Below are 26,068 nucleotides of genomic sequence, written 5' to 3'. Positions count from 1 at the left end.
TGCCCGGATGTAAAGGGGGTCAGGAGAATCGGTCGGACAGCCAGGCGCCGATGTCGGCCGCGGCGAGGGCGGCCCCGGTGGGTGCGCCCTCGGCGATGGGTCCGCCGAAGTGGGTGCCGGCGACCCGGACGTGGGTCTTGTCCGTCGACCCGAGGGCATCGCACATGGTTTTGGCGTCGTCGGGGAAGCAGGCCTGGTCGCCGGTGAGTTCGACGAACAGGGAGGGGGCGGTCACGGCGGGCGCGCAGCGCAGGAAGTCGGCGTTGGTGCTGAGCCCGGACCAGGTCGACAGCCAGGCATCGGGGGTGGCGAAGCGGCCGAAGCCGACGAGTCCGTAGTTGGTCAGATCCGGCCGCCGGCCGAACAGCGACCCGTACGGGCGCTCGTTGGGGCTCAGCGACAGGTCGGTGAACCGCAGGTCCGCGTCGGTGCGGTAGACGGTGAGGACGCGGGGCACGAGGGCGGCGCGGCGGTCGGCGGGTTCGCCGGTGCGCTTGTATCGGCGGCGCGCGTCGGCGGCCTCCTCGACACGCTGCCGGGCGATCTCGTCGAGGCGGGCGACGCGATCGTGTTGCGCTGCCCGGTAGCGGGTGACGAACTCGGATGCATACGCCGAACTGTGCGGGGGTTCGGCGAATCCGTTGGCCGGATCGAACGGATTCAATGCGGGGTCGGCGGTCAACGGATCGGATTCGTCGACGACGGACGGGTCGATCAACCGGAGCAGCAGGGCGCCCTGCCCGGGGTGCGGGGCCATGAACACCGCACCGTCGGGCAGCGGCATCTGCGCCCCGGCCAGATCGATGGGTCGTCCGGCGGGAGTGTGGGTCAACCGCTCCGCCCCGGGCAGACCGGCCTGCTGGTGATAGAACGCGAACAGGGTGCCGCCGCCCGAGTGCCCCAGGGTGATGACGTGCTCGAAACTCTTCTCGCGCAAGAAGACCTGACCGGCCGCCGCATCGAGCAGGGCCTGCTCGTGCACCAGGGCGACGTCGTTGTTGACCGAGCGGGTGCCCTGCGTCCACACCGCGTAACCGCGGGCGAGCAGTTCGGGCACCAGCACGTGGTGCGTCAGGTCCTGGCGGGGGTGCATGAGTGCGACGACGGTGCGGGCGCCGGGGACGACCCGCAGCACACCGGTGACCTTCGCCCCGTCGCCGGTCGCGAGTTCGTGCACGGACGTGACGGTGCTGTCCGGTGCCTGCGCGGCGTCGATGTACCGGCCGGCGCCGAGCCGCCGGGTGTCCGTGCTCATCGCGGCTCGATCCGCATGGCGTCCTTGTCCCACTGGGTGATCCGGGACTGCGCCAGTCCGGCGACGCTGCTGTACCAGACGGCGTGACGGCAACCGGTGGCCCGCCGGTCGATGACGATGTCGGAGTCGGACACGATGCGGAAGTAGGGTCCGACGTGGTCGACGGTGACCGCCGGATCACGTCCGGCGACCTCCGCGACCGCGGTGTTCTCGGGGACGTCGAGGACGAACAGGGTGGTCATCGGGTCGCCATCTCCTTCGATTCCTGTTGCTGCTGCCAGGCGGCGGCGCGTTCGGTGATCAGTTCGGCCTTGCGGGTCAGCAGGGCGTCCATGCTGGGGTCGGGCCCGGTCACCACGTCGACGAGGGCGTCGATGGTGAGGTTGGCGTCGAGGTCTTCCTGCGGGGTGACCGGGCGCAGCGCCCGGGTGATCTCGATCATGTAGCCGTTGGGGTCGTGGGTGTAGATCGACTCGATCGTCTCGTGCTGGATCTGCATCTCCACCGGCCACGCGCTGCCGTCGAGGCGGCGGCGGTATTCCATCAGGTCGTCCTCGCTGTCGACGTGGATGGCGAGGTGCCGGGAGCGGATGAAGAAGATCGGGACGTCCTCGGCGAAGCGGGAGTACGAGTCACCCTGCGGTCCGCCGTCGAAGGGTTCGAGACCGAAGTAGTAGAAGAAGGCCAGCCGGTCGTCGTTGCCGATGTCGAAGAAGAAGTGGATGAAGTCGGGGTGTTTCTCCGGTCCCCACCCGGCCGCGCAGATCGAGTGGACGACCGGGAACCCGAGCACGTCGCGGTAAAACGTGACGGTGCCGGCCGGATCGAAGGTCGGATAGGCGACGTGATCGACGCCTTTGACGGTGTGCTGCAGTTCGGACATGGTGAACTCCAAGGGGTTCGGGGTTACTGACGGGCGGCGGCCGGTGCGTCGGCGCGGAGCAGACTGCCGGCGCCGGGGATGTCGACGGGGAGGTCGAGGGCGCGCAGCAGGCTGTAGGCGCCGGCGGTGGCGGCCGAGAGGACGGGCAATCCGAACTCGTCCTCGGCGGCCTGCACCAGGGGAAGCGACGGCATCTGCACGCAGGCGGAGATCACGAGTGCGTCCACGCCCTGCAGGTCCAGGGATCGGGCGGCGTCCATCACCCGTTCCCCGGGGATGCATCCGACCTCGGCGTTGTCGGCGACCTCGAGTGCGCGCCAGTCGTGGACCTGGATGCCTTCGGCCTCGATGTACGCGACGACCTGCTCGGCGAGGGGGCGCAGGTACGGGGTGACGAGGACGATGCGCCGGGCCCCGATCGCCCGGAGCGCTTCGATCAGCGCACCGGCACTCGAGCGGACCGCCGCCTCGGAGCCGCCGGTGGCGAGTTGTTCGGCGACCAGCCCTTCGACGCGCTGATGCTCACCCGGTCCGACCGACATCAGCGCGACCAGGCAGGCGTAGAGGACGGCGTCGACTCCGGCGTCGCCGAGTTCGAGAATGCACCGCTCACGCTGGGCATTCATCGCCCGCAGTTGCTCGGGCGAGACGGCCTGCATGCGCATCCGGCTGGAGTGGAACGAGAACTGTGCGTCGGCGTGCTGACCGAGCAGCGCCGGCATCTCCGTCTCGACGGTCACATTGGAACTCGGGACGACGAGTCCGATGCGATGAATGCCCATGGTGTGCCCTTCTGATGTCGATTTGTCGCGAAGCGGGGGAGTGAGCACCCCGGCGCGCGGTGATTTACGCTCATGCCGAGTATTCGACGTTCGCGACAATTCGTCAAGCCCCCACGTCCGGGCCCGTAGGCAGCGCCCGGGACGTGACTGCTCTCACAGCCTGCTCTTGACATGTCATCAGACACGTCGAATACTCGACATTGACGTAAGACGGTGTTGGAGGACGACCTCGCACCGGTCGGGAACTTCCACCTCATTTCGAAGGAGCGCAGAGGTAATGGCATATGTGATCGGAGTGGACGTCGGTGGCACGTTCACGGATGCGGTATTGGACGACAATGCCGGCACAGTTCTCGCCGCGAAGGCTCCCTCGACCCCGCCGGACTATTCGCAGGGCGTGATCGACGTCCTCGACGTGCTCGCCGAGCAACTGGGGTGTCCGGTCGAGGAGATGCTGGCGAACACACACCACATCGCGCACGGGACCACGTCCTCGCTCAATGCCCTGGTCATGGGGAACGTGCCGCCGGTGGGGTTCCTCACCACCAAGGGTCACCGCGACTCGATCTACATCATGAACGTCGAGGGGCGGTATCTGGGCAGCTCCCCGGAGCAGCTGCAGAACGTGATGGGGCAGAGCAAGTCTCACGGCCTGGTACCGAAGAAGCATGCCCTCGAGGTGACGGAGCGCCTGGACCGCGACGGCAACATCGTCGTGGCACTGGACGAGGATTCCGCCCGCGAGGCGATTCACGCCCTCGTCGACGACGGAGTGTCGGGCATCGCGGTCTCGCTGCTCTGGTCGTTCCGCAACCCGGCGCACGAGCAGCGGATCCGCGAACTCGTCCACGAGATCGACCCGACGATGTTCGTGTCCCTGTCGAGTGAGGTGAGCCCGCGTATCCGCGAGTTCGCCCGCAACGCGACCACCATCATGAGCACCCAGATCGGCCCCGGGCTGCGGGACTACCTCGGCGAACTGGAGACGAAGCTGCGTGACCGGAAGCTCGCCGGACCGCTGCTGGTGATGCAGAGCAACGGCGGCGCCGTCGCCGCCGCCGAGGCGCCGAAGAACGCGATCAGCACCGTCGGATCGGTGCTCACCGGCGGCGTCGTCGGAGCGTTGTCGCTCGGCACCCAGCTCGGGCACCGCAACATCATCGCCACCGACGTCGGCGGCACCACCTTCCTCGTCGGACTCGTCGTCGACGGTGAGCCCGTGCGCGCGTCCAGCACGATCATCAACCATCACCCGATCAACGTCCCCACCCTCGAGGTGCACGCCATCGGATCCGGCGGCGGCGCGATCGCCTGGGTCGACCAGGGCGGCAACCTGCAGATCGGCCCGCACAGCGCGCAGGCCGTGCCCGGGCCTGCCTGCTACGGGCAGGGCGGCACCGAACCCACCAACGCCGACGCGAACCTGGTGCTCGGGATCCTGCCCGAACGCGGCCTTCTCGGTGGCCGCAAACCACTCGACAAAGAACTCGCACGGGAAGCGATCCGCACCAGGATCGCCGAACCCCTGGGCCTGTCGATCGAGGACGCCGCCGCCGCGATCTACGCGGTGCAGAACGCCCAGACCGGTGACCTGCTCCGCAAGACCGTGGTCGAGGCCGGACACGATCCTCGCGACTTCGTGCTCTACGCATTCGGCGGTGCCGGCCCAGCGCACTGCGCCGCCTACGCCCGCGAGGTCGGGGTCCGCGAGGTCGTCGTCCCGCTCGGCCAGGTGGCCTCCGCGTTCTCCGCCTACGGTCTGGCGTCGTCGAACATCGTGCTCGCCGCCGAGCTGTCGGACCCGGCCGCGATGCCACTCGATCCCGTCCGGGCCGAACGCAACTTCGACCAGCTCGAGCACCAGGTCCGGGCAGCGCTCGACCGGCAGGGGCTGAAGTTCACCGGCGTGGAGGTCGAACGGGAAATCGACATGCGCTACACCATGCAGCTGGCGGAAGTGGCGACACCGGTGCCGGCCGGAAGCCTCGACGCCGAGGGAGTCGCCCGGGCGTCGGACCTGTTCGAGCAGCGCTACGCCGAACTCTACGGACAGGACAGCGGATTCCGGGAGGCCGGGATCCAGGCGATCACCTACCGGGTGCGCGTCACCGGCGTCCTGCCCTTCTCCCCCACCCTGCCCGAACTGAAATCCGCGGACTCGGCCGACGCGTCCGCCGCAAAGATCGGCACCCGCAAGGTGTGCCTGGACGGGCGGATCGGCTACACCGACACCGACGTCTACGACTACAGCACACTGCTCGCCGGACAGGTCCTCCAGGGCCCCGCGATCGTCGAGGTCCCCACCACGACGGTCGTCGTCCCGCACGAGACCACCGGCACCGTCGACCGCCTCGGCAACCTCAACATCGTCGCCCAGTAGGAGCACCCGAAGATGACCATGCAAATCCCCGGCGCCGAAATTTTCTCGAGCCGACCGATCGACCCCGACGAACTCTCACGCTCACTGCCGCCGTCGCTGCCCGTCCACAGCGTCACCCAGGAACAGATCGACGAACTCGACCCGCTGACCTACGAGGTCATCCGGCACCGGCTGTGGTCGGTCACCGACGAGATGGGCGAGGCCCTCAAGCGGATGTCCGGCTCCCCCATCGTCACCGACGCGAACGACTTCGACTTCGCGATCAGCGACGAGATCGGCCAGGAAGTCCAGGTCGGCCTGTACAACACGATGCTCGTCGGCGCCGTCGACCTCGCCATCTACTGGACCCTCCGGCACCGCGCCACCAACCCGGGCATCACCGAGGGCGACATGTTCCTGTGCAACGACCCGTGGGTCGGGGGCGGCCTGCACCAGAGCGACGTGATCGTCTACCAGCCGGTCTTCTACGACGGCAAGCTGTTCGGGTGGACCAGCGCCATCTGCCACGAACCCGACCTCGGCGGGTCCGGGCTCGGTTCGTTCGACCCGTCGGCGAAGGACGTCTTCTCCGAGTCGTTGCCCACCCCGCCGATCAAGGTGGTCCGCGACTACGAACTGCAGCGCGACGTCGCCGACGCCTGGGTGCGGCGGTCGCGGGTGCCGATGCTCGTCGGCCTCGACCTGCGCGCGAAGATCGGCGCCAACACCGTCGGTCGCAACCGTCTGCTCGCGGTGATCGAGCAGTACGGCGCCGACACCGTCAAGGCCGTGATGAAGCGGATGATGGCGGACGCCGAGGGGCGTCTGCGCGGCAAACTCGACTCGTTGCCGGACGGCACGTGGAAGGCCACCGGCTACCAGGACCAGTCCCATACCGGTGACCGCGGAATTCACAAGATCACCGTGGCGATGACGAAGACCGCGGACCATCTCACCTTCGACTTCACCGGCACCGATCCGCAGACCGGTGTCATCAACTGCACGTACGCCGGCATGCGGGGCGGCGTGATGCTCGCCCTCCTGCCGATCCTCGCGGGTGACATCCCGTGGTCCGCCGGCGGGCTGATGCGCTGCTTCGATCTGGTCTCGGAAGAGGGCACGATCAACAACGCCACGTTCCCCGCCGCGGTCAGCCGCGGTCCGATCGGTCCGGCCTGGCTGACCGGGACGCTGATCGCCGAGTGCCTGTCCCAGATGCTCGACCGCTCCGTCGATCTCGGCAAGAGCGTTCAGGCCGCGTGCTGCGGCACGTGGGACACCGCGGTGATCGCCGGTCTCGACGAGCGGCCCGAGCAGTCGGTGCCGTTCCTGAACATCATGATGGAACCCATGTCCGGTGGGTGCGGCGCCCGCCCGACCGCCGACGGCATGGACACCGGTGGCCTGTTCTGCATCCCGATGGGCCGGATCCCGGACACCGAGATGACCGAATTCCTCTACCCGCTGCTGACGCTGTGGCGCCGGGAGGAACCCGACTCCGGCGGACCGGGACGCCAGCGCGGCGGCGTCAGCGCCTCGATCGCCGTCACCCCGTACGGCACCAGTCTCCCGATGGGATTGGTCCTGGCGTCCGCGGGCAAGGCCGTCGCCCAGAACAACGGACTCGCAGGCGGTTACCCCGGCAACACCGGGGTGGAAGTCCTCGCCCGCGACACGGGCGTGGTCGAGCAATTCGCTGCCGGCCGCATCCCGGGCTCGCTGGACGACCTCGGCGGCGGTCGCGAATTCGGCGCCTGCTACGCCGAAAGCTATGTCGCCCCAGGCGAAGTGCTCTACATGCACTGGCAGGGCGGCGGCGGATACGGTGACCCCCTGCTGCGCGATCCGGCAGCGGTGGCCGCCGACGTCCGCGAGGGCAAGGTCACCGAACACGGTGCCGCGACCGTCTACGGGGTCGTCCTCGCCGGCGGTGACGCCGATGAGATCCGGACCTCGGATCGGCGGGACGCGATGCGCACGGAGCGCCGGGATCGCTCCGGAGGAACCCTGCCGGACGCCCCCGTGGTCGACCTCGCCGGGGCGCGCAGGCTCGACGACAACCTGGCCGAGGTCACCGTCGGAGACACCCGGGTGATCGCATGCGCCCAGTGCGGACGCCTCCTCGGCGACGAGAAGAACAGCACCTCCCTCGATCTGGCGCGGTTCGAGGGCCCGTCGTCGACGGCCGGTCCGCAGGTCACGTCCGATCCGTCAGAGTACGTCGACGCCCCCGTCGTCTTCCGGCAGTTGTGCTGCCCCGGGTGCTGGACGGCCGTCTACTCCGGCATCGTGCCCGCCGATCACCCCGATCACGCCCTCGAGGTGGCCCGGCTCCTGCCCGCGGTGGCGGAGCGGTGACTCTCCGGGTAATCGCACAATGGAGGGAAGGAGGACAGCGGTGACATTCTCGGACTGGGGCGGACGCCTCGTCACGTTCCCCGACGACCGGGCTGCCCGCTATCGCGACAGCGGGGCGTGGAGCGACGACCCCACCGGGCGACGGTTGCATCAGGTCGCCATCCGGTTCCCGGATCGGCCGGCGGTGATCAGCGCGGAAGGCTCGATGAGCTTCGCCGAGCTGGACAGGCGCACCGACGAGATCGCGGCCGGACTGATCGGGCTCGGACTCCGCCGACTCGATCCGGTGATCTTCCAGCTGACCAATCGGCTCGAGACGGTCCTCGCGTGGTACGGATGCATCAAGGCCGGGCTGGTCCCCGTCGCGACGCTGGCGGCGCACCGCATGCACGAGATCGGGCACGTCAGCCGCACGGTCGGCGCCGTCGCCCACCTCGTCGAGGCCGGACTGCCCACGTTCGACCTCGTCGACTTCGCCCGCGAGCACGCCGACGGCCACCCCAGCATCCGGCACGTCATCACCGTCGGAGACGGGGCGGGCACCGGGGAGCCGGACGTGATTCGACTCGAGTATCTCGGGGCCGGCGCCGATCCCGGTGCGGCCCGGGCCGCCGTCGAGGAGATCGAGGCGCACACCGATCCGCTCGACGTCGCTGCGTTCCAGCTGTCCGGCGGCACCACCGGTGTCCCCAAGGTCATTCCGCGGATCCACGCCGAGTACTGGAACAACGCCCGGATGTACGCGCAGCGCCTCGGGTGGGACCAGGACAGCCGGGTGGCGCACCTGATTCCCATCATCCACAACGCCGGAATCTCGTGTGGGCTGCACGCGGCGCACTCGGTCGGTGCCTGCCTGGTGCTGGCGACCGCCGATGCGCCGACTGCCTTCGAGTTGATGGCGGAGGCGCAGGCGACCGAAGTCCTCATCGGACACGGCCACTACCAGGCGGTGCTGGGCCCGGACTTCGACAAGGCGCGGGAAACGCTGCGTCGCGTCGTCCTGTCCGGTGCCAAGGTCCCCGCCGAATTGTTCGACCGCGTCGACGACGGGGCCGATCATTGGGCGGGCCAGTTGTTCGGGATGTCCGAGGGACTGTTCACGGTGACCCCACTCGACTCCCCCGCGCGGGCCCGCCTGACCACGGTGGGCACACCGATCGCCTCCGACGACGAAATTCGCATCCTCGAACCCGGCGGCGAGAGGGAACTCGCCGACGGTGAGGTGGGTGAATTGTGTTGCCGTGGGCCATACACCATCCCCGGTTATTTCGACGCGGCCGACCACAACGCGGCCGCCTTCACTCCCGACGGTTTCTACCGCACCGGCGACCTCGCCGCGATCACAGTCGTCGACGGCGGGCGCTATCTGTCGATCGAGGGCCGCATCAAGGACCTCATCAACCGGGGCGGTGAGAAGGTCAACGCCGAGGAAGTCGAACTACTCCTCCTCGAGCATTCCGGCATCGCGGATGTCGCGGTCGTCGCCATGCCCGATCCCCGCCTCGGGGAGAAGACGTGTGCGTATCTGATCGCGAGGGGCGGGGAAGATCTGCCGCTCACCGAGATTCAAGAGCACCTCGCGAAACTCGGCGTCGCCAAGTTCAAGTGGCCGGAACGACTCGAGTGGGTACCCTCTCTGCCCCACACGAACGTGAACAAGATCGACAAGAAGCGGTTGCGTGCCGAGATCGCGGCGAAACTCCGCGCCGAGGCGGACGCGCCCCGCGCGGTCGTGTAGGGCCCGCAGTGCGAATCGACTGCGGATCAACACTTTCGGGGCATGGCTGCACAGGCGTGCCCCGAAAGTCGTTCACCCCGTTTCTTTGGTGCCGGATTGACCAACCGACATATGCGTAGAATAATCAACACAAACGTCACACAGACTGGAGTCAGCCCATGAACCTCGAGCGAGTCGCAGTGATCGGCGGCGGCCCCGGCGGTCTCTACGCCGCAAGACTGCTCAAGCGCAGCCACCCGGACGCCGAAGTGACCGTCTACGAACAGAGTTCCCCGGACACGACATTCGGATTCGGTGTCGGTATGGCCTCCCGAACGCAGCGCAACCTCCGCGACGCGGACGCCGCGTCGCTGGACGCGATCGTGGCCGCCGCTCACCCGCACGAGATGTCGATGCAGGTCGGCAGCGAGGTCGCCCGGCTCGCGCACGGTGATCTCCTCGCGATCGCGCGCACGACGCTGCTCGCGGTGCTGCAACAGCACGCCCAGGACGCCGGCGTGCACCTGCGCTTCGGCGAACGGCGCGAGGCCGCGGACCTCGACGCGGACCTCGTCATCGCGGCGGACGGAATCAACAGCGCGACCCGCACGCAGCTCACCGACGAGTTCGAACCGCGAATCGACACCGGCGCCGGACTGTATCTGTGGTGCGGAACCGACTTCGCTCTCCCCAGCGCCATCTTCGTCCCGGTCACCACCGAACACGGCACGTTCGTCGCCCACGCCTACCCGTACGCGCCGGACCGCAGCACCTTCCTCATCGAAACCGATGAAGCCACTTGGCGGCGAGCCGGATTCGACGCGTCCACCGATCGCACCGCACCCCAGGACAGCGACGAGGTCTCACTGCAGTACCTCCAGGACGCGTTCGCGGAAACCCTGCAGCATCATCGGCTCATCGGAAACCGCACGAAGTGGATGCGGTTCCGCACCGTCGGCTGCAGACGCTGGCACAGCGGCAACGTCGTGCTCCTCGGCGACGCCGCCCATACCGCGCACTACTCGATCGGATCCGGCACCAAACTCGCGATGGAGGACGCCATTGCGCTCGACCACGCTCTGACGAGTGCGGCGAACCTCGACGATGCCCTGAGCGAATACGAGCGGGTCCGCCGCCCCGCCGTCGAACACCTTCAGCAGATCGCGCACCGCAGCGAACTCTGGTGGGAATCGTTCCCGCAGCGCATGGATCTGCCCGTCGACCAGCTGATGATCGCGTACATGACCCGGGCGGGCAAGGTCGGGCTGGACCGGTTCGCCGAGTCCGCGCCGGCGGTCGTGTCCCAGGGTCTCGCGAGTTACGCGAGCCGGCCCGCCGACACCGTATCCCCCGCCGACATCACGGACTGGATCCTCGCGCAACCACTTGCCCACCACGGTGCGGACTTCGCCACCCGGATCGCGCCCGCAGACTTGCGCGGAGCATCCACGACGGCAGCTGTCGCCGTCGAGTGTGCTACCGCCTGGGACGCGGCGGCCGACGCCGTCGTCGAGAACGCACCGCAGGCGGAGACGCTGTGGCTCACCGGACCGGACTCCCGCACCGCCGTCCTCAACCGGCTCGACCTCGCCGAACGGCTGCTCCGGGCCAGGTCGGCGACTGTCGTCGTCGAGGCCCCCGCGACCTACCGGGCCGATGTGGCGGCGGGCCTCGCGAGCGCACGAGCGCACCTCGCGTTCTTCACCGAACCGGCGGCCCTCGAACCCGAGCCGGTCATGTCCGGCACCCCGGCACCGGCATGACTGCGCGGACCGCATCCGGCTCGCACTATCCTTCGGGCATGACACGTGAGCAGGCCACGCCCAGCCGGCGAGGCCGCGGCAAGGCAACGGCCGGCCCGGCACCGCAGCCCACCGAGGACAGCGCCACCGGCCGCAACCCCCGCCGCGAGCTGGTCGAGAAACAGATCATGGAGCAGGCCACGCGCCTGTTCGCCGAGCGGGGATTCGCCAGCACCACCCTGCAGGACATCGCCGACGCCACCGGTCTGACCCGGCCCGCCCTCTACCACTACGTGGCCAACAAGGACGAACTCCTCTCGCGGCTGGTCAGCGAGAGCACCGAGACTCCCGCCGCCCTGCTGCACGAGATCAACGAGCGCACCGAACTCGGCCCCACCGAGAAACTGCGCGAAATGGCGGTCGCCATCGCCATGCACCAGGGCGAGAACCCCGACCGATTCAGGCTGATCATCCGGTCCGAAGCGGAACTTCCGGAAGACATCGCGCGCAGATACCAGCAGAGCCGACGGCACGTGCTGAAGGAATTCATCACCGTCATCGAAGACGGCATCAAAGCCGGCGAGATGCGCCCGGCCGATCCGCGGACATCGGCACTCGGCATCATCGGCATGCTCAACTGGATCGCCTGGTGGCACCAGCCGGGGAAAGAGGACGACGACCGCGCCGTCGCCGCTCAACTCGCGGACATGGCACTGCGCGCCGTCGTTCACGAGGAGTCCACCCCGACCGGACTCGAAGGACCCGCACGGGCAATCGCACTGCTCCGGCAGGACCTCAACTACCTCGAACGACTACTCGAGAGCACGCCGAACAGCCCCAGCGACGACGCGGACGGCTGAAAGCCACCGCTCGCGCATTCAGCGAGGTGACGGCGATCAACAAGGCTGGGCCGTCTGTTCACGGTATGCACGTGGTGGCATTCCGTAGGTCTCCTTGAAGAGCTTGGAGAAGTGGGAGGAGTTGACGAGTCCGTAGCGTGCACAGATCGCGCCGATGCTTTCCCCGCTGAGATGGATGTCGCGGAGGTCGTGACGGCACTTCTCGAGTCGTCTGTTGCGAATCCATCCGGCAACGGTGTGTCCGGCTGCCTCGAAGGTCTTCTGCAGGTAGCGGGTGGAGACATGGTGTCGGGAGGCGACAAGGGCAGTGTCGAGTGTCGTGTCGTCGAGATTGTCTTCGATGAAGGACATTGCGCTGCGCAGCAGGGCGGGTTCCTGTGCGCCGGAGGGCGGAACCTCCGCGTGGAGTGCGGCGATGAGCAGGTCGACGATGGCGTCTTCGAGGACGCGTGATGATGTCGACACGGTGTCGACATCCACGGCGTCGTGCAGGTTCGTCAAGAATGTCGAGACCAGTGCGCCCATCCCGGCGCCGCCGTGGATACGGCATGCGGACAGCGCGTGCAGATCCTGGGATGCGATGCGGAGCAGACCCCGGGGAAACATGAGGACGAACATGCTGAAGTGCCGGGTGAAGTGCAGTTCGTACGGACTGCTGGTGTCGTAGATCGCGAAGTCACCAGGAGTCAGGTGTGCCTCCCGGCCGTGCTGAACGAGCCTTCCTTCCCCGGCAAGTTGAACGCCCACCTTGATCATGCCGGGATCGGATCTTTCGATCGTGGCAGGCGTTCGACGGACCTCGATCTGCTGTCCGGTCACCTCGCTGAGGTGGAGTGCGCCAAGCGATGTGCTGCGGAGTCTGCCGGGTAACGGGTCCGCTCCCTTTGGTGCGGTTGAGCGGACTTCGAGGGGAACGAATGCCTCGGAGACGGCATGTTGCCAATGATCGAATGGGATGGGCTCGCATTCGGCCTCGACGCAATCAGCCGGAAGCACAGGTATCTCCTCACGAATCAATTCGGTTGTCGATCAGTCGTCGAGGCTTCAATCGCGGTGGTTCGGTTGCGGGCCGCGCTCCATCTCCTCGACTGTGTCGCTCCATTGATAACCGAATCTTCGGTTATTATACAAGGAGATGTGCGAACAGTTGTTTGGACTGGTGCGCACAGGGGTATCAGCCGACGGTCGCTGGTGCCGAGCTGTCTGATGTAATGGATGTGTTCATATGTGTTGTTTCGCACCAACTTCCGGAGGTCCCCGGATCAAGTCTCGAGATCGGATCTTGACAACGGGTGATGAATCGGGCGATTGTCATTACTGACCGAATGGACGGTAAATATCGCGTCCTGAGCACACTCGTCGCCACGCGCGAGACCGAATGGACCGTCGCTCGCGGCGGTACCACCGAGAAGGGACTATCTCATGAGCCTGAAAGTTGTGGTCTGTTACGGGCGACCCGACGACCCCGATGCATTCGACGCCTACTACCGCGACACCCACATGCCGCTGGCACGCACCATTCCCGGCCTGGTGGACTTCACCTGGGGCAAGTGCAGTTCGTTGGAAGGGGATGAGCCGCCCTACTACGGCGTCGCGAGCCTGCGCTTTGCCGACGCGAAGGCGCTGCACACCGCCCTGACTTCCGAGGAAATGGCGGCAGCAGCAGCGGACGTACCGAACTTCGCCACCGGAGGGGTGACGATGTACACCCAGGAAGAGCAGTCGGTCGTCACCGCGTGAAGGGCTTCGGCCGGGCTCCTGCCCTGTCGCAGGGGGTGCCCGGCCGATGCTCAAATCCACGCGGGCGGTCGGTGGCGGCGAAGTCGATCACCGAGGCGAGCGTCGCAGGCCGGCGAGGTAGGCGGCGGCAGCATCCGACCAGCCGGGCGGCAACGGCCGTGTGTGCACATAGTTTTCGCAGATGGCGAGGACCTCGTCGATGTTCGGTCCCCCGTCCAGCAGAGGGCGGATGAGGCCGTGCTCGGCGCACGTGGCGACGGCGGGTGCGAGTTCGGTGACGGCGTCGTCCGATCGTCCCGCGGCGTGCAGTGCGCAGGTGAGAAGCAGACGCGCACGCAGTTCCGCACGTGGCCGGGCGGTTTGCTGTGTGAGGGTGAGCAGTTCGTGTGCCAGCGTGATGGCCCGATCGGTATGGTCCGGGTCTGTGTCGGCGAGCAGCAGCCTGATCGTCGAGTCGGTGTCGAGTTCGGCGGTGATCGTCGCGATGCCACCGGAGGCCGTCCCGGCGGGTGGGCGCCCACCGGGACGGTGTTCGGTGATCAGACCGGCGCGGATGCGTTCGTTCTCGATCCGGGCCGCCAGCCGCGGCAGAGACAAATGGGCGGCGATCTCAGCGCCTTCGTGCAGTCGCTGTTCAGCCGCGGCCCGGTCGCCGCGCAGGGCCTTGATCCGGGCCCCGGTGCCGTAGGTGGCGAGCATGAAGTCCACGACACCGCCCTCGGCTCCGAGTTTGTGACTCTCGTCGAGGAGTTGTTCGGCGTCGTCGAAGTGGCCTTGCTCGTACAGCAGGTCTGCCAGGATCGCTCCGGCCAGCCGCAGGGCGTGCGAGGAGCGGCCGCCGATCTGACGAGCGAGTCGTTGCGCGGTGCGGAAGGCCTCGTGCGCGGCGGTGGTGTCGAGTTGCTCCATCGCTGCGATCCCGGTGAAGCACGCCCCGTACATCACGCTGAAGGGTCCGGTGGTGCGTTCGTGATACGGGGCAGCCCACTCCTGCCAGCGGCGCGCCGCAGCGAAGTCGAAGGTGTAGATGGCCTGGAATGCGGCGACGTTCGCGGCCGCGGAGACGACGAACGGACCCAGCGCCTCGGGCCTGGCGAGGCATTCGGCGATACGTGTGTCCAGGCCGTCGACATGGTCGGCGAACAACTCACTGACGCCCTGGACGAGAGAGACCTCCGCAAGCAGATCGGCCGTGTCCCCGTCGGTGGTGCGACCGTGCTCGAGAGTCGATTCGGCGCTGCGGAGGGCATCCTGGATCGGCCGCGGCGGGTGGTGCAGCAGGACATGCGCCCAGGCCACCGCGATCTGCAGGCGTGGGCGGGCGTGCACCTGCTCGGGGGCGAGTTTCGCGGTCAGGCCCAGCAGGGTGGCCATCTGGGAGTGTTCGATCAGCAGCATCCCTTTGGCCTGGACCAGGTCGGCGGCGGTGTCGGGGTCGCCGGCGGCGAGGGCGTGGTCGACCGCCTCGCTGAGCATGGTGTGCTCGGCGAACCACCGCGAGGCTGCCGAATGCAGGTCGGCGACCAGGTCGGGGTGGTCGCGTTCGAGCCTGCGACGGAGGAAGTCTGCAAACAGGTGGTGATACCGGAACCATTCCCCGTCGTCGTCGAGTCTGCGGAGAAACAGATCGCGCCCTTCGATGTGTTCGAGCATCGCCTGGCCGCGGGGAATGTCGGCCAGCCGGGCGGCCAGTGGGCCGCAAAGTCGTTCAGTGATCGAGGTCCGCAGGAGGAAGTCGAGGATGTCGGGTTCGAGGGTGTTGAGGACGTTCTCGACGAGATAGTCACCGATCGCGCGGTGCCGGCCCGACAGGTGCGCGATCAGCTCGGTGGGGTCGTCGCGGCCACGCAACGACAGCGACGCCAGTTGCAGGGCCGCCACCCATCCGTCGGTGAAGGTGCGCAGGCGGGCGACGTCGTCCGTGGCCAGGGTGAGACCTGCCAGGTCGACGAGGAAGGACCGTGCTTCCTCGTCGTCGAAGCGGAGGTCGGTGGCATCGATTTCGACCAGTTCGTCGAGGACGCGCAGCCGACTGAGCGGCAACCCGGATTGGCTGCGGCTGGTCACCACGACCTGCAGGTGATGGCAGCTGTTGGACAGCAGGAAATCGAGGGCACCCAGGGTGGTCGGATCGGTGATGCGGTGCCAGTCGTCGATGATCACCACGAGCAGTTCCCCGCTCTCGTGGATGTCGTTGATCAGTGAGGTAAGCACATACCGTTCGGCGTCGTCACCGTGTTCTTCGAGGGCTTGCCCCAGTTCGTGGGCCAGAGCGGGGCGCACGGTGCGAATGGCCTCGATCAGGTGGGCGAGAAACCAGACGGCGTTGTTGTCGTCGGAGTCGATACTCAGCCACGGCACCGGGACGCCGCCGGCGGTCAGGTCCTCACGCCATTGGGCAGCGAGGGTGCTCTTACCGAAACCGGCGGGTGCGTGGATGAGGACCAGGCGTCGGCGCTGCCCGGCCCGCAGCCGGTCCAGTAGGCGCGCCCTGGCGACGAGGGCACGGGTCGGGGTGGGAGGCCGGAACTTCGTCGAGGCGCTCGGTGGCACGACGGCCGCCGGCGACGGTGACGGCAACGGCGAGGAGGCGACCGGAGCCTGGGATTGGAAGGGTTCGCGCGATCCGGTGAGGTCATCGGGCAGTGCCATCTCGTCGAGGGGAAGTCCGAGGTGGCGTTGGGCGTCACGTAGCAGGTCAGCGAAGTCGGCGACGGTGGCGGGACGCCCGGCCGGTTCGCGGGACATCGCCTGTTCGAGCGCGGTACAGACCGTCTCCGGGACGCCGCAGGGCCGAAGGTCGGGGATCGGTTCACCGGTGATGCGCAGGAACTGGGCGACGACGCGTTCACCGGCCCGCCGTTCGAACGGGGAGTGGCCGGTGAGCAGGCAATAGAGGGTGACTGCGAGGCTGTATACGTCCGACGCGACCGTGGGCGGTTGGCCGGAGAGGACCTCGGGGGCGGTGTAGGCCGGGGATCCGGCCACGGTGCCGGCGGTGGTCTCGAAGCCACCGGTGACCCGGGAAATGCCGAAGTCGGTCAGCTGCGGCTCCCCATACGCGGTGACCAGGATGTTGGCGGGTTTGACGTCGCGGTGCACGATGCCCGCGCGGTGCGCGAGGTGCAGGGCGCCGGCGAGCTTGATTCCGACCGTGAGGACGTCGGACACCGGCAGTGGACCATGCTCGCTGATGCGGGTGTCGAGAGAGGCACCGGGGTGATAGGGCATGACTATGTAGGGGCGGCCATGGGAAGTCATCCCGGTTTGCAGGACGTCGACGATGTTCGGGTGCCCGGACAGCGCGCCCATGGCCTGCTGCTCGCGCAGGAACCGAGCGTGCTGGGCCTGGTCTGTGTCCTCGGTGAAGAGCACCTTGATCGCCACGGTCCGGTGCAGCGCTGGTTGCCGGCAGCGGTAGACGATTCCGAAACCGCCGCGACCCACCTCGCGGGCGTCCACGAACCCGGCCTCGGCGAACTCGTCCTCGAGCGTCGGGCCCGCATCGGCCTGGGTCGGCTCCGGATCGGCTGGGTGGGAAGATATCTCACCCGTCCGACGTCGCCGTGGATGGGGGCGCATCTCTCCTCGACCATCGCTGTGCACGAACGGATGTATGGGCGCACCACAACGACCCAGCGGCCGTCCTGGCTCGACCTACTGTCAGTATGCGCGTAGCGGCCTGTCTGCAGGCGAACTCGCGCAGTTCTGCCCGCCGGCCTGTTCGCCTTCCGCACCGGGGTGGGCGGCCTGTGCCCGGTATTCGCGGGGGGAAATGCCGTACGTGGTTTTGAACAGTTTGGAGAAGTACGAGGAATCGAGCAATCCCCACTGGGCGGCGATGGTCGCGATCGGTGTGCTGCTGTTCCGGGGTTCAGCGAGGTCGCGGCGGCAGTGTTCGAGGCGGCGGCGTCGGATCCATTCGGTGGCGGTGGTCCCTTCGCCCTCGAAAATCTTCTGCAGATAGCGAGCCGAGATATTGTGTGCGCGGGCGATCATCGCCGAACTCAGCTCGGAATCGTAGAGCCGCGCGTCGATGAACGACTTGATCTGCAGCACCAGGGCGGCCCGGTGTGTCTCCGGGGGCACATTCGACTCACAGCCGAGTTGTTCGGACAGTGCCGCGGCGAGCAGGTTGAGGACCCCGTTCGACAACTGCTGATTGGCGGCGAGTTCTTCGACACCGCGAAGTTGTTCGGCAATACCGACCAGGAACTGTGACACCAGTCCGCCGACGCCTCGGCGGCCGGAGACTCGGCGGGCGGTCATGTCTTTCATCGCATCCGGACGCAGGTGGATCAGCTCGCGCGGGAACATCACCACCAACTGTGCGAAGTCCCGTTCGAACGAGACCTGGTAGGGGCGGCGGGTGTCGTAAATGCTGAAGTCTCCCGGGGTCAGTGCGGCTTCGCGGTCATCCTGGCTCAGAACGCAGTAGCCGCGGATCTGCATGCCCAGTTTCAGATACCCGGGATCGGACCGGCGGATCGCCTCGGGGGTCCGGCGAACCTCCACCGCTCCCCCGGTCACCTCGGAGACCTGCAGTGACCCGATGGCTTCGGACAGCAAGTTTCCGGTGAAGGCGGTCGGGGTGTGCGACTTGGCGTCCAAGGGCACGAAAGCGTTGGACACCGTCTCTCGCCAGGCGTCGAATTGCTCCTGTGCGGGAAGGTCGTTGAACGAATATATGGAAGTCACGGATCAGTCCTCATTCCGCAGCCTGGCCGCGCAGCGCTGACAGGTTCCGCGGCGGCTGGTGTAGCTCGTCACCCACGCGGCGGGAAGCTCCGCTCGTGGCATCGTCGAGGACTCCATACCTGTTCCGGAACAACATTTTTGAAAATCACATCCGGTGGGGCCCTCTGACGGAACGATAGACGCATCGGTGACGGGGCTTTGTCCACCGAGCGCAGAGACTATCCATATTGCGCAAAGACTTTGTCGTTCGGGCCGTCTCGAGGGCTGTCAAGACTTGGTCAAGGTAGAGGAGGGGGGGTGGCCGTATCGCTTGCGGTACTCGACCGAGAACCGCCCGAGGTGCCGAAAGCCCCAGCGATAGGCGATATCCGAGACCGAGTCGTAGCGCGGATCGGCCGTGATCAGGTCTTCGTGCGCGCGCTCGAGGCGGATTCCGCGCAAGTACGTCATCGGTGAAGAGCCGATGTACCGGGCGAATCCGTCCTGCAAGGTCCGCACACTGACGCCGACCAGGTCGGCGAGGGCTCGTACGGTCCAGGATTCCTCGGGATGAGCGTGCATCGCGTCGAGGGCCGCCTTGACCGTTCTCGGCCGGGCTCCCGGCCCCCGGGTCTCGAGCAACTCCCGGTAGTCATGGTTCGACGCGAGCAACAAACCGCTGGTCAGAGCCTCGACGAGGGGGCGCGAGACCAGCGGCGAGTAGAGCATGCTGTGGTCTTTGTCCAGGTCCGCGACGAGGGTTTTCACCAACGCCAGCCAGCTGCTGACCTGCGGGTTCGATAGGTCGAGCACCGGGTCGAACGTCACTGGCCCCCGTGTGGGCCGCCCGAGAATTCCCTGCAGTTCCGCCTCGAGATAGTCGCGGTCGAATTTGATGCCGTACTGGACGCCGTCCGCGCTCCAGTGCGAGATTCGGGTGGGCCGGTGCGGGAGGTAGATGCAGGCTTGACCGGGGGCGAAAATCATACTCTGACCGGCGGATTCCGTCTCGTGACGTCCGGCGAGTGGGATGGCGACGTTGTAGGCGTTGCCGAGTTCGCCGAGATCGAGGCTGACCTCCACGCCGTAGCTCAGGCGCCCGACCGTCAGCGGTCCGAGTTCGACCAGATGCAGCGACATGTCCATGTGCCCACCCCGGCTGAGCTGGTTCAACCGGTGCGGAAAGTAGGTGCCTCCAAGGGCTGCCTGCGCATGGTCGGGATCCGTGGCCTCGAACGCGCGGACCTCACGCTCCTCCGGCGCACCAGCTGCCTCACCCGCCGCGCTCGGCGACTCCTGCATCGTCCCTTCGCCTCCAATCCCCCAGGCTACGCGCCCGCCCGCTCGTCTCGTCCGGACGCCGAATCCGTCGGGTCCACACCAGATCTTGGCAGGTGAGACCACCGTCGAGGCACGATACCGACCACGTAGCTGTGGAGACCGAACAAAACGGACGCGCGCGGGCCCATTCACGGAGAGCTGCGTGCGTGATCAAGTCGGTGTGCGGATTTCTCCAACTATCCGTGCGCTCTATTGCATGACGGGGTGGCGCGGGCGTGTACATACTCGTGATGCGGGTCACAACTGACCACAGTAATCGGGTGCAGACACCCTCGAGCGCATGAAACAAGCGCAATCGACTCACCCAGAAATCCCGTGTCACACACACCGACGCGTCCGACGCGTCAGCAGGAGGAGACCTTCCATGAGCAAGCGAATCGCCATCGTCGGAGCCGGCACCGCCGGCCTGCACCTCGGTCTGTACCTGAACGAGAAGGGCATCGATGCAACGATTTTCACGGATCGTCGCCCCGAGGAGTACGCGAACATCCGGCTGCTCAACACGGTGGCGCACCATTCGGTGACCATCGACCGTGAGGACGCGCTCGGGATCGACCACTGGCCGAACGACGGCTACTTCGGTCACTACTACTACGTCGGGATCCCCGGCATGCCGATTCGTTCCTACGGGGACCTGGCCAAGCCCAGCCGCGCGGTGGACTACCGAATCCTGCAGCCGCAGCTGATGCGCGACTTCGAAGAACGAGGCGGCAAGATCGAATACCGGCCGATCGGTGTCGAAGACCTCACCGGCCTGTCGGACGAGTACGACTTGGTCGTCATCGGTACCGGCAAGGGCGGGCTCGGCACCCTGTTCGCCCGCGACGAGCAGAGCTCGCCGTTCAGCGAGCCGCAGCGTCAGCTGTGTGTGGGTCTCTTCAAGGGCATCGCGCCCGCCGAGACCCGGGCCGTGACCTTCTGCATCTCCCCCGGAGCCGGCGAGATGATCGAGATCCCCACCGTCACCTTCAGTGGCGACGCCACCGCCCTGGTGTTCGAGAACCACATCGGCAGCGACCTCGAGGTCCTCGCCCACACCCGCTACGAGGACGACCCGCGGGCATTCCTCGACCTGGTGATCGAGAAGCTCGAGCAGCACTACCCGATCACCGCCGAGCGCCTCGACAAGGAGGAGTTCGACGTGGCGAACAGCCACCTCGACATCCTCCAGGGCGGTGTCACTCCCACGGTCCGCCACGGTCACGTCAAGCTGGACAACGGCAAGCTCGCCGTTCTGCTCGGCGACGCGCACGCGACCGTCGACCCGGTCCTCGGCCAGGGCGGCAACATGGCTTCGTACGCCGCACACGTGCTCGGCGAGGAGATCGCCGGCAACGAGGTGTACGACGAGCTGTTCTGCGAGCGCGTCGACGCCCGCCGCGCCGGCCGAGTCCTCGGCGCCACTCGCTGGACCAACTTCATGCTCAGCAACCTCAAGGAATTGCCGAACCACTTCGTCGAGTTCCTCGGCCGCGTGATGATGGACCGCCAGCTCGCGGACCGGTTCACAGACAACTTCAACTACCCCGAAAAGCAGTGGGACATCTTCTCGAGCCCGGAGAACATGGTCGCCTGGATCGAGGCGAACGAGACCGGTGCAGAGGAGTCCGAGCGCCCTTTCGCACAGACGGGAGCGCAGTCATGACCAGCGCGGCCGACGCTCCCCCCGCGCCCGAGGTTGTCCCCGCACCCGTAGAAGTCGCTGCTGACGCGAAGCAGTTCCGCAGCTCCGTTGCCCTGTTCGCTACCGGTATCGCGGTAGTGACCATGCAGGATGGCGACGGCAACGTCCACGGTGCCACCATCAACAGCTTCACCTCGATCAGCCTCGATCCGCCGACGGTGATGATTTCACTCAAGCCCGGATACGCGCACGAGCTGATCAGCAAGAGCGGCTGGTACGGGGTGAGCGTGCTCAGCAAGAGCCAGCAGGAGCACTCTCGCTACTTCGCCGGCAGCCGTGACAACGACTGGCATCCCCAGTTCGTCACCGGCGAGAACGTTCCCACCCTGTTCGGCAGCCTCGCGCGCTTCGAATGCAAGGTCATCGACACGATCACCGTCAACGACCACACCCTGTTCCTTGCGCGGGTGGCCCGGTGCGAATCCGAAGACGGATCACCGCTGATGTTCTTCGCCAGTACCTACCACCAGCCGGTTCTGGGCGAGAGCTGACGTCAGTAGTCCCGGGCGGCCGCTGACGCGATTTACCCACAAACACCTGAGATACACGGAGAAACCATGAAAACGCTCGAACGGAAGATTTACGGACACGGAGTGCTGATGATCCTCAGCACGCTGATCTTCGGGTTGTTCCTGTGGATGAACCTCGTCGGCGGCTTCGAGATCGTTCCGGGGTACATCATCAACTTCAACATCCCCGGAACCGCGGAAGGCTGGGCGAAGGCCCACGTCGGGCCGGCACTCAACGGCATGATGGTGATCGCCATCGGCCTGGTCCTGCCGAAGCTGGCGTTCCCACTCAAGACCGCCAAGAAGCTCGGGTACATCATCGTGCTGGATGGCTGGGGCAACGTGTGCTTCTACTTCTTCAGCAACTTCGCCCCCAGCCGCGGCCTGAGCTTCGGCTCGAACCGCCTCGGTGAGACCAACATCTTCGGCGTCCTCGCTCTGGCACCGGCCTACGTCTTCGGTGTCCTGGCGATCGGTGCACTGGCGATCATCGGGTTCAAGGCCCTGCGGCAGACCGACGCCGAGGATCGTGCCATCGAATCGGCAAATGCCTGAGATCACCTTCACCGAGCGGATCCGAAAGCTCGGGTCCCGCTTCACCGCCCCTCGACCTACCCAGAAAGAACTCGCGATGACCACTGCAGACACCCTGCCCGGCGTCGGCACACCGCTGCCGGCCGGGACTCCGACCCAGCTGTTCCTCAACGGTAACTGGCAGCCGGCCTCCGACGGCGGCGTCTTCACCAACATCAACCCCGCTACAGAACAGGTCCTCGCCGAGGTGTCGGCCGGCACCCCGGACGACATCGACGCTGCTGTCCGCGCGGCCCGGGCCCAGCTCGGCGGCCAGTGGGGCGCGACCCCCGGCGTCGTGCGCGGACAGATCCTGAACAAGATCGCGGATCTGATCGAGCGCGACATCGAGATCCTCGCCACGCTCGAGGCACTCGACGTCGGCAAGCCCGTCGGCCAGCCGAAGATGCTCGACGTCCCCAACGCAGCCGCCACGTTCCGGCACTTCGCCGGCTGGGCCGACAAGGTCACCGGCAGCGTCATCCCGACCGCCGGGTACTTCGGCAAGCCCACCCATTCGTTCACCGTCCGGGAACCGGTCGGCGTGATCGGGGCCATCGTCCCGTGGAACACCCCGCTGATGATCGCCGCATGGAAGCTGGCTCCGGCACTTGCCTGCGGTAACACCGTCGTGGTGAAGCCGCCGGAGGAAGCACCGCTGTCAATCCTGCACCTGGGCAAGCTGCTCGAGGAAGCAGGACTGCCCGCGGGTGTGGTCAGCATCGTGCCCGGCAGCGGTGCCGTCACCGGCAACGCGCTCGTCGAGCACCCCGATGTCGACAAGATCAGCTTCACCGGATCGCCTGCGGTCGGCCGGCTGATCCAGCAGCGGGCGTCGGCCACGTTCAAGCGCGTCACCCTCGAGCTCGGCGGCAAGTCGCCGCAGATCATCCTCGACGATGCCAATGTCGAGGCTGCAGTGCAGGGCACCGCGATGGGCCTTTTCTTCAACCAGGGCGAGGTCTGTGCGGCCGGCACCCGGGTCTTCGTACACCGTTCGCTCTACAACGACGTTGTCGAAGCCCTCAGTGGAGCGGCTGACGCACAGGTTCTCGGCGATCCGTTCGATCCGTCCACCACTCTCGGTGCGCTGGTCAGCGCCAAGCAGCGGGACACCGTCCTGTCCTACATCGAGCAAGGCAAGAAGGAAGGTGCTCGGGTCGCGGCCGGAGGTTCCCGGCCCGATCACTCCGGGTACTTCGTGCGGCCGACGATCTTCGCCGACGCCAACAACGACATGACCATCGCGCGGGAAGAGATCTTCGGTCCCGTCGGCACCGTCATCGCCTTCGACGATCCGGAAGAGGCGATCCGCCTGGCCAACGACACCCAGTACGGTCTCGCAGCCAGCATCTGGACGCAGGACGTGTCCCGGGCACACACCCTGGCCCGCCAGGTGCGTGCCGGTGCGGTGTGGGTCAACGGCTGGGCCGCCATCGACCCGGCACTGCCCTGGGGCGGCATGAAGACCTCCGGCATCGGCCGGGAACTCGGCTACGCCGGCATCCTCGCGAACACCGAGGAGAAGGTCGTCACGATCGTCCTCTAGTCCGATCGGCTGGTTGACCCCTGCCCTGCAGCGGTCAACCAGCCGAATCCCGAAATCCCCTCTGCCCCTTCGGAGTAGCAATGAACACCTACCACGCCCGAACCGACCAGCCGTGTCTACAACTGAAAGGCGTGGTCAAACGGTTCGGCGACACCACCGCGGTGGGCGGGGTGGACTTGCAACTGGCCACCGGGCGGGTGCTGGCCCTGCTCGGACCCAACGGTGCGGGCAAGACCACCACCATCGAGATGTGCGAAGGGTTCAGTGCGCCGGACGAGGGGGAGATCTCCGTACTCGGATCGAACCCGTGCACCGACGCCGATGCCCTCCGCCCCCGCATCGGGGTCATGCTGCAAGGTGGCGGTGGCTACCCCGGGGCCCGCACCGGGGAGATTCTGCGGACCGTCGCCAAGTGCGCGGCGACTCCCCTCGATCCTGACTGGTTGTTACGCACGCTGGGCCTGACCGACGCCGTCCGCACCCCCTACAAACGTCTGTCCGGCGGCCAGCAGCAACGCCTATCGCTCGCCTGCGCGCTCGTCGGCCGCCCCGAACTCGTGTTTCTCGACGAGCCGACCGCGGGACTCGATCCGCAAGCGCGCCACGTGGTGTGGGAGCTGATCGACAGCTTGCGCCGTGACGGTGTCACCGTCGTACTCACCACCCACCTGATGGACGAAGCGGAAGCTCTCGCCGACGAGGTCGTCATCCTCGACCACGGGCGAATCGTCGCCGCCGGATCCCCGGGCGAATTGGTCCGGCGCGGAGTCGAACAGCAGGTGCGCTTCACCGCACTACCGGGCCTGGAGCTTTCCACGCTGCGGGCGACTCTCGCGGGCACCCACCGGGTCGACGAAACCAGCCCCGGCTCCTACCTGGTCGAAGGCCATGTGAGCCCGCAGTTGTTGACGACCATCTCCACCTGGTGCACTGGGATGAACGTGCTCATGACCGAATTGCAGGTCGAGCAGCGCAGTCTCGAAGACTACTTCCTCGACCTGACCGGGCGGGAGTTGAGCTACCGATGAGCACCCACACCCCCGGCATGATGTTCACCGCCGGCACCTTCGCCCCTGCACCGCGAAGAAACACCGCCCCGGCCATGCTCGCCGCACTGACCCGACTCGAAACAACACTGCTGCTCCGCAACGGCGAACAACAGCTGTTGACGATGATGCTGCCGGTCACCTTCCTGATCGGGCTGACGGTCCTGCCGATCGGAACTCTGCAGGACCCACGTGTCGACACTGTTTTCCCTGTCGTTCTCGCGGTGGCGATCATGTCCACCGGGTTCACCGGCCAAGCCATCGCCATCGGCTTCGACCGCCGCTACGGTGCCCTGAAGCGGCTCGGCGCCAACGCCATCCCCAAATGGACAATGATTGCCGGCAAGAGCGCCGCGGTCGTGATCGTAGTCGGCCTGCAAACGTTGCTACTCGGCAGCATCGCGGCAGTCCTCGGCTGGCGACCGAACCCACTGGAGCTACTCCTCACTGCTGCGGTGATCATCGTCGGCACCGCTGCTTTCGCAGCGCTCGGGCTGCTGCTCGGAGGCAGCCTACGTGCCGAAATCGTTCTGGCGCTGGCGAACATCCTTTGGTTCGTGCAGCTGGGATTGTGCTCGATGTCGACGCTACCCGGCACCTCTTCCACGGTGCAGAACCTGGTCGAGCTCACTCCCGCCGGCGCCCTCGCCGACGCGCTCCACCAGGCGAACGACGGCAGGCTCGCGCTGTCGGGCCTCATCGTTCTGGCGGTGTGGGCCTCTGCTGCAACAGCATTGGCGCGACGGACGTTTTCCTTTTCCTGACCTTCTCGTGTTCGACCGAGCCTTACCGCGACCCGTTCATCTGGGAGAGATGCGATCCGAGGTCCACAGGAGTGTTCGGAATCGTCGCACAATCCGAGCGCAGAATGACAAGACGTGACTACGTCGGATGGCACAGGATGTGAGTGCAGTCACAAAGCGGAACGTGTGTGTCCTGCACCTCGGCACGGCACCGGTACCGCTCGATCTTCGGACACCTCGGACAAATTTT

Annotated in this window: 20 protein-coding genes; 12 read left to right on the top strand and 8 right to left on the bottom strand. The window is 66.8% G+C overall.

What is annotated here, in order from left to right:
• Positions 1–19 precede the first annotated feature (19 nt).
• The 4 genes from I1A62_RS26970 to I1A62_RS26955 are packed head-to-tail and all read right to left on the bottom strand — an operon-like array spanning position 20 to position 2,920.
• Entirely contained in the window at positions 20–1,255 is a 1,236-nt protein-coding gene (locus tag I1A62_RS26970; RefSeq protein ID WP_219455361.1) for an alpha/beta hydrolase, read from the bottom strand.
• The gene (locus I1A62_RS26965; RefSeq protein WP_219455359.1) at positions 1,252–1,497 is read right to left on the bottom strand and encodes a hypothetical protein; all 246 of its coding nucleotides are present in this window, start codon (positions 1,495–1,497) and stop codon (positions 1,252–1,254) included. Before I1A62_RS26965 ends, I1A62_RS26970 begins: the two co-directional genes overlap by 4 nt.
• Entirely contained in the window at positions 1,494–2,138 is a 645-nt protein-coding gene (locus I1A62_RS26960) for a VOC family protein (protein ID WP_219455358.1), read from the bottom strand. Before I1A62_RS26960 ends, I1A62_RS26965 begins: the two co-directional genes overlap by 4 nt.
• Positions 2,139–2,161: 23 nt before the next feature.
• On the bottom strand, positions 2,162–2,920 hold the full coding sequence (locus I1A62_RS26955; protein ID WP_219455356.1) for a maleate cis-trans isomerase: 759 nt from the start codon (positions 2,918–2,920) through the stop codon (positions 2,162–2,164).
• 277 nt (positions 2,921–3,197) lie between these two features.
• Here I1A62_RS26955 and I1A62_RS26950 point away from each other — a divergent pair, with 277 nt between their 5' ends.
• The 5 genes from I1A62_RS26950 to I1A62_RS26930 all read left to right on the top strand — a co-directional run bounded on the left by I1A62_RS26950 (position 3,198) and on the right by I1A62_RS26930 (position 11,956).
• Positions 3,198–5,300, top strand: a complete 2,103-nt coding sequence (locus I1A62_RS26950) for a hydantoinase/oxoprolinase family protein (protein WP_219455354.1) — start codon at positions 3,198–3,200, stop codon at positions 5,298–5,300.
• Between the two features lie 12 nt (positions 5,301–5,312).
• Positions 5,313–7,637, top strand: a complete 2,325-nt coding sequence (locus tag I1A62_RS26945; RefSeq protein ID WP_219455352.1) for a hydantoinase B/oxoprolinase family protein — start codon at positions 5,313–5,315, stop codon at positions 7,635–7,637.
• Between the two features lie 40 nt (positions 7,638–7,677).
• Positions 7,678–9,375, top strand: a complete 1,698-nt coding sequence (locus I1A62_RS26940) for a (2,3-dihydroxybenzoyl)adenylate synthase (RefSeq protein WP_219455351.1) — start codon at positions 7,678–7,680, stop codon at positions 9,373–9,375.
• 158 nt (positions 9,376–9,533) lie between these two features.
• A complete protein-coding gene (locus I1A62_RS26935; RefSeq protein ID WP_219455349.1) occupies positions 9,534–11,117 on the top strand; it encodes an FAD-dependent monooxygenase in 1,584 nt (527 codons plus the stop codon).
• Between the two features lie 38 nt (positions 11,118–11,155).
• On the top strand, positions 11,156–11,956 hold the full coding sequence (locus I1A62_RS26930) for a TetR/AcrR family transcriptional regulator (RefSeq protein WP_219455348.1): 801 nt from the start codon (positions 11,156–11,158) through the stop codon (positions 11,954–11,956).
• Between the two features lie 36 nt (positions 11,957–11,992).
• Here I1A62_RS26930 and I1A62_RS26925 read toward each other — a convergent pair whose 3' ends face one another.
• Positions 11,993–12,952 (bottom strand): helix-turn-helix domain-containing protein, encoded by a 960-nt coding sequence (locus I1A62_RS26925; RefSeq protein WP_308340754.1) that lies wholly within the window; start codon positions 12,950–12,952, stop codon positions 11,993–11,995.
• A gap of 426 nt (positions 12,953–13,378) precedes the next feature.
• Here I1A62_RS26925 and I1A62_RS26920 point away from each other — a divergent pair, with 426 nt between their 5' ends.
• On the top strand, positions 13,379–13,696 hold the full coding sequence (locus I1A62_RS26920) for an EthD family reductase (protein WP_219455347.1): 318 nt from the start codon (positions 13,379–13,381) through the stop codon (positions 13,694–13,696).
• Positions 13,697–13,783: 87 nt separating this feature from the next.
• Here I1A62_RS26920 and I1A62_RS26915 read toward each other — a convergent pair whose 3' ends face one another.
• From I1A62_RS26915 to I1A62_RS26905, 3 genes are all read right to left on the bottom strand, one after another.
• The gene (locus I1A62_RS26915; protein WP_219455344.1) at positions 13,784–17,278 is read right to left on the bottom strand and encodes a serine/threonine-protein kinase; all 3,495 of its coding nucleotides are present in this window, start codon (positions 17,276–17,278) and stop codon (positions 13,784–13,786) included.
• An 81-nt stretch (positions 17,279–17,359) separates the two neighbouring features.
• Positions 17,360–18,394 (bottom strand): helix-turn-helix domain-containing protein, encoded by a 1,035-nt coding sequence (locus I1A62_RS26910; protein ID WP_219455342.1) that lies wholly within the window; start codon positions 18,392–18,394, stop codon positions 17,360–17,362.
• A 267-nt stretch (positions 18,395–18,661) separates the two neighbouring features.
• Positions 18,662–19,675 (bottom strand): AraC family transcriptional regulator, encoded by a 1,014-nt coding sequence (locus I1A62_RS26905; RefSeq protein ID WP_219455340.1) that lies wholly within the window; start codon positions 19,673–19,675, stop codon positions 18,662–18,664.
• Positions 19,676–20,078: 403 nt separating this feature from the next.
• Between I1A62_RS26905 and styA the strand changes: the two genes are divergently transcribed.
• The 6 genes from styA to I1A62_RS26875 all read left to right on the top strand — a co-directional run bounded on the left by styA (position 20,079) and on the right by I1A62_RS26875 (position 25,839).
• Positions 20,079–21,359 carry a styrene monooxygenase subunit StyA gene (gene styA, locus I1A62_RS26900; RefSeq protein WP_219455339.1) on the top strand — a complete coding sequence of 427 codons (1,281 nt, stop codon included), beginning with the start codon at positions 20,079–20,081 and terminating at the stop codon, positions 21,357–21,359.
• Complete coding sequence (gene styB / locus I1A62_RS26895) at positions 21,356–21,889, top strand: styrene monooxygenase NADH-dependent flavin reductase subunit StyB (RefSeq protein ID WP_219455337.1); 534 nt, start codon at positions 21,356–21,358, stop codon at positions 21,887–21,889. Before styA ends, styB begins: the two co-directional genes overlap by 4 nt.
• A 66-nt stretch (positions 21,890–21,955) precedes the next feature.
• Positions 21,956–22,462, top strand: coding sequence for a styrene-oxide isomerase StyC (gene styC / locus I1A62_RS26890; protein ID WP_065493735.1), 507 nt, complete (start codon positions 21,956–21,958; stop codon positions 22,460–22,462).
• A 76-nt stretch (positions 22,463–22,538) separates the two neighbouring features.
• Positions 22,539–24,029 (top strand): phenylacetaldehyde dehydrogenase StyD, encoded by a 1,491-nt coding sequence (styD, locus tag I1A62_RS26885; protein WP_219455335.1) that lies wholly within the window; start codon positions 22,539–22,541, stop codon positions 24,027–24,029.
• Positions 24,030–24,109: 80 nt separating this feature from the next.
• Positions 24,110–25,057 (top strand): ABC transporter ATP-binding protein, encoded by a 948-nt coding sequence (locus I1A62_RS26880; RefSeq protein WP_219455333.1) that lies wholly within the window; start codon positions 24,110–24,112, stop codon positions 25,055–25,057.
• Positions 25,054–25,839 (top strand): ABC transporter permease, encoded by a 786-nt coding sequence (locus I1A62_RS26875; RefSeq protein ID WP_219455332.1) that lies wholly within the window; start codon positions 25,054–25,056, stop codon positions 25,837–25,839. The genes I1A62_RS26880 and I1A62_RS26875 overlap by 4 nt, the downstream gene beginning before the upstream one ends.
• The last annotated feature ends 229 nt before the right edge of the window (positions 25,840–26,068 follow it).

Origin of the sequence: Rhodococcus sp. USK10, from assembly GCF_019378875.1 — a bacterium.
GTDB lineage: Bacteria > Actinomycetota > Actinomycetes > Mycobacteriales > Mycobacteriaceae > Rhodococcus_F > Rhodococcus_F pseudokoreensis.
The sequence above is the reverse complement of the archived record's forward strand: the minus strand, read 5'-3'. Positions and strand labels throughout refer to the sequence as shown.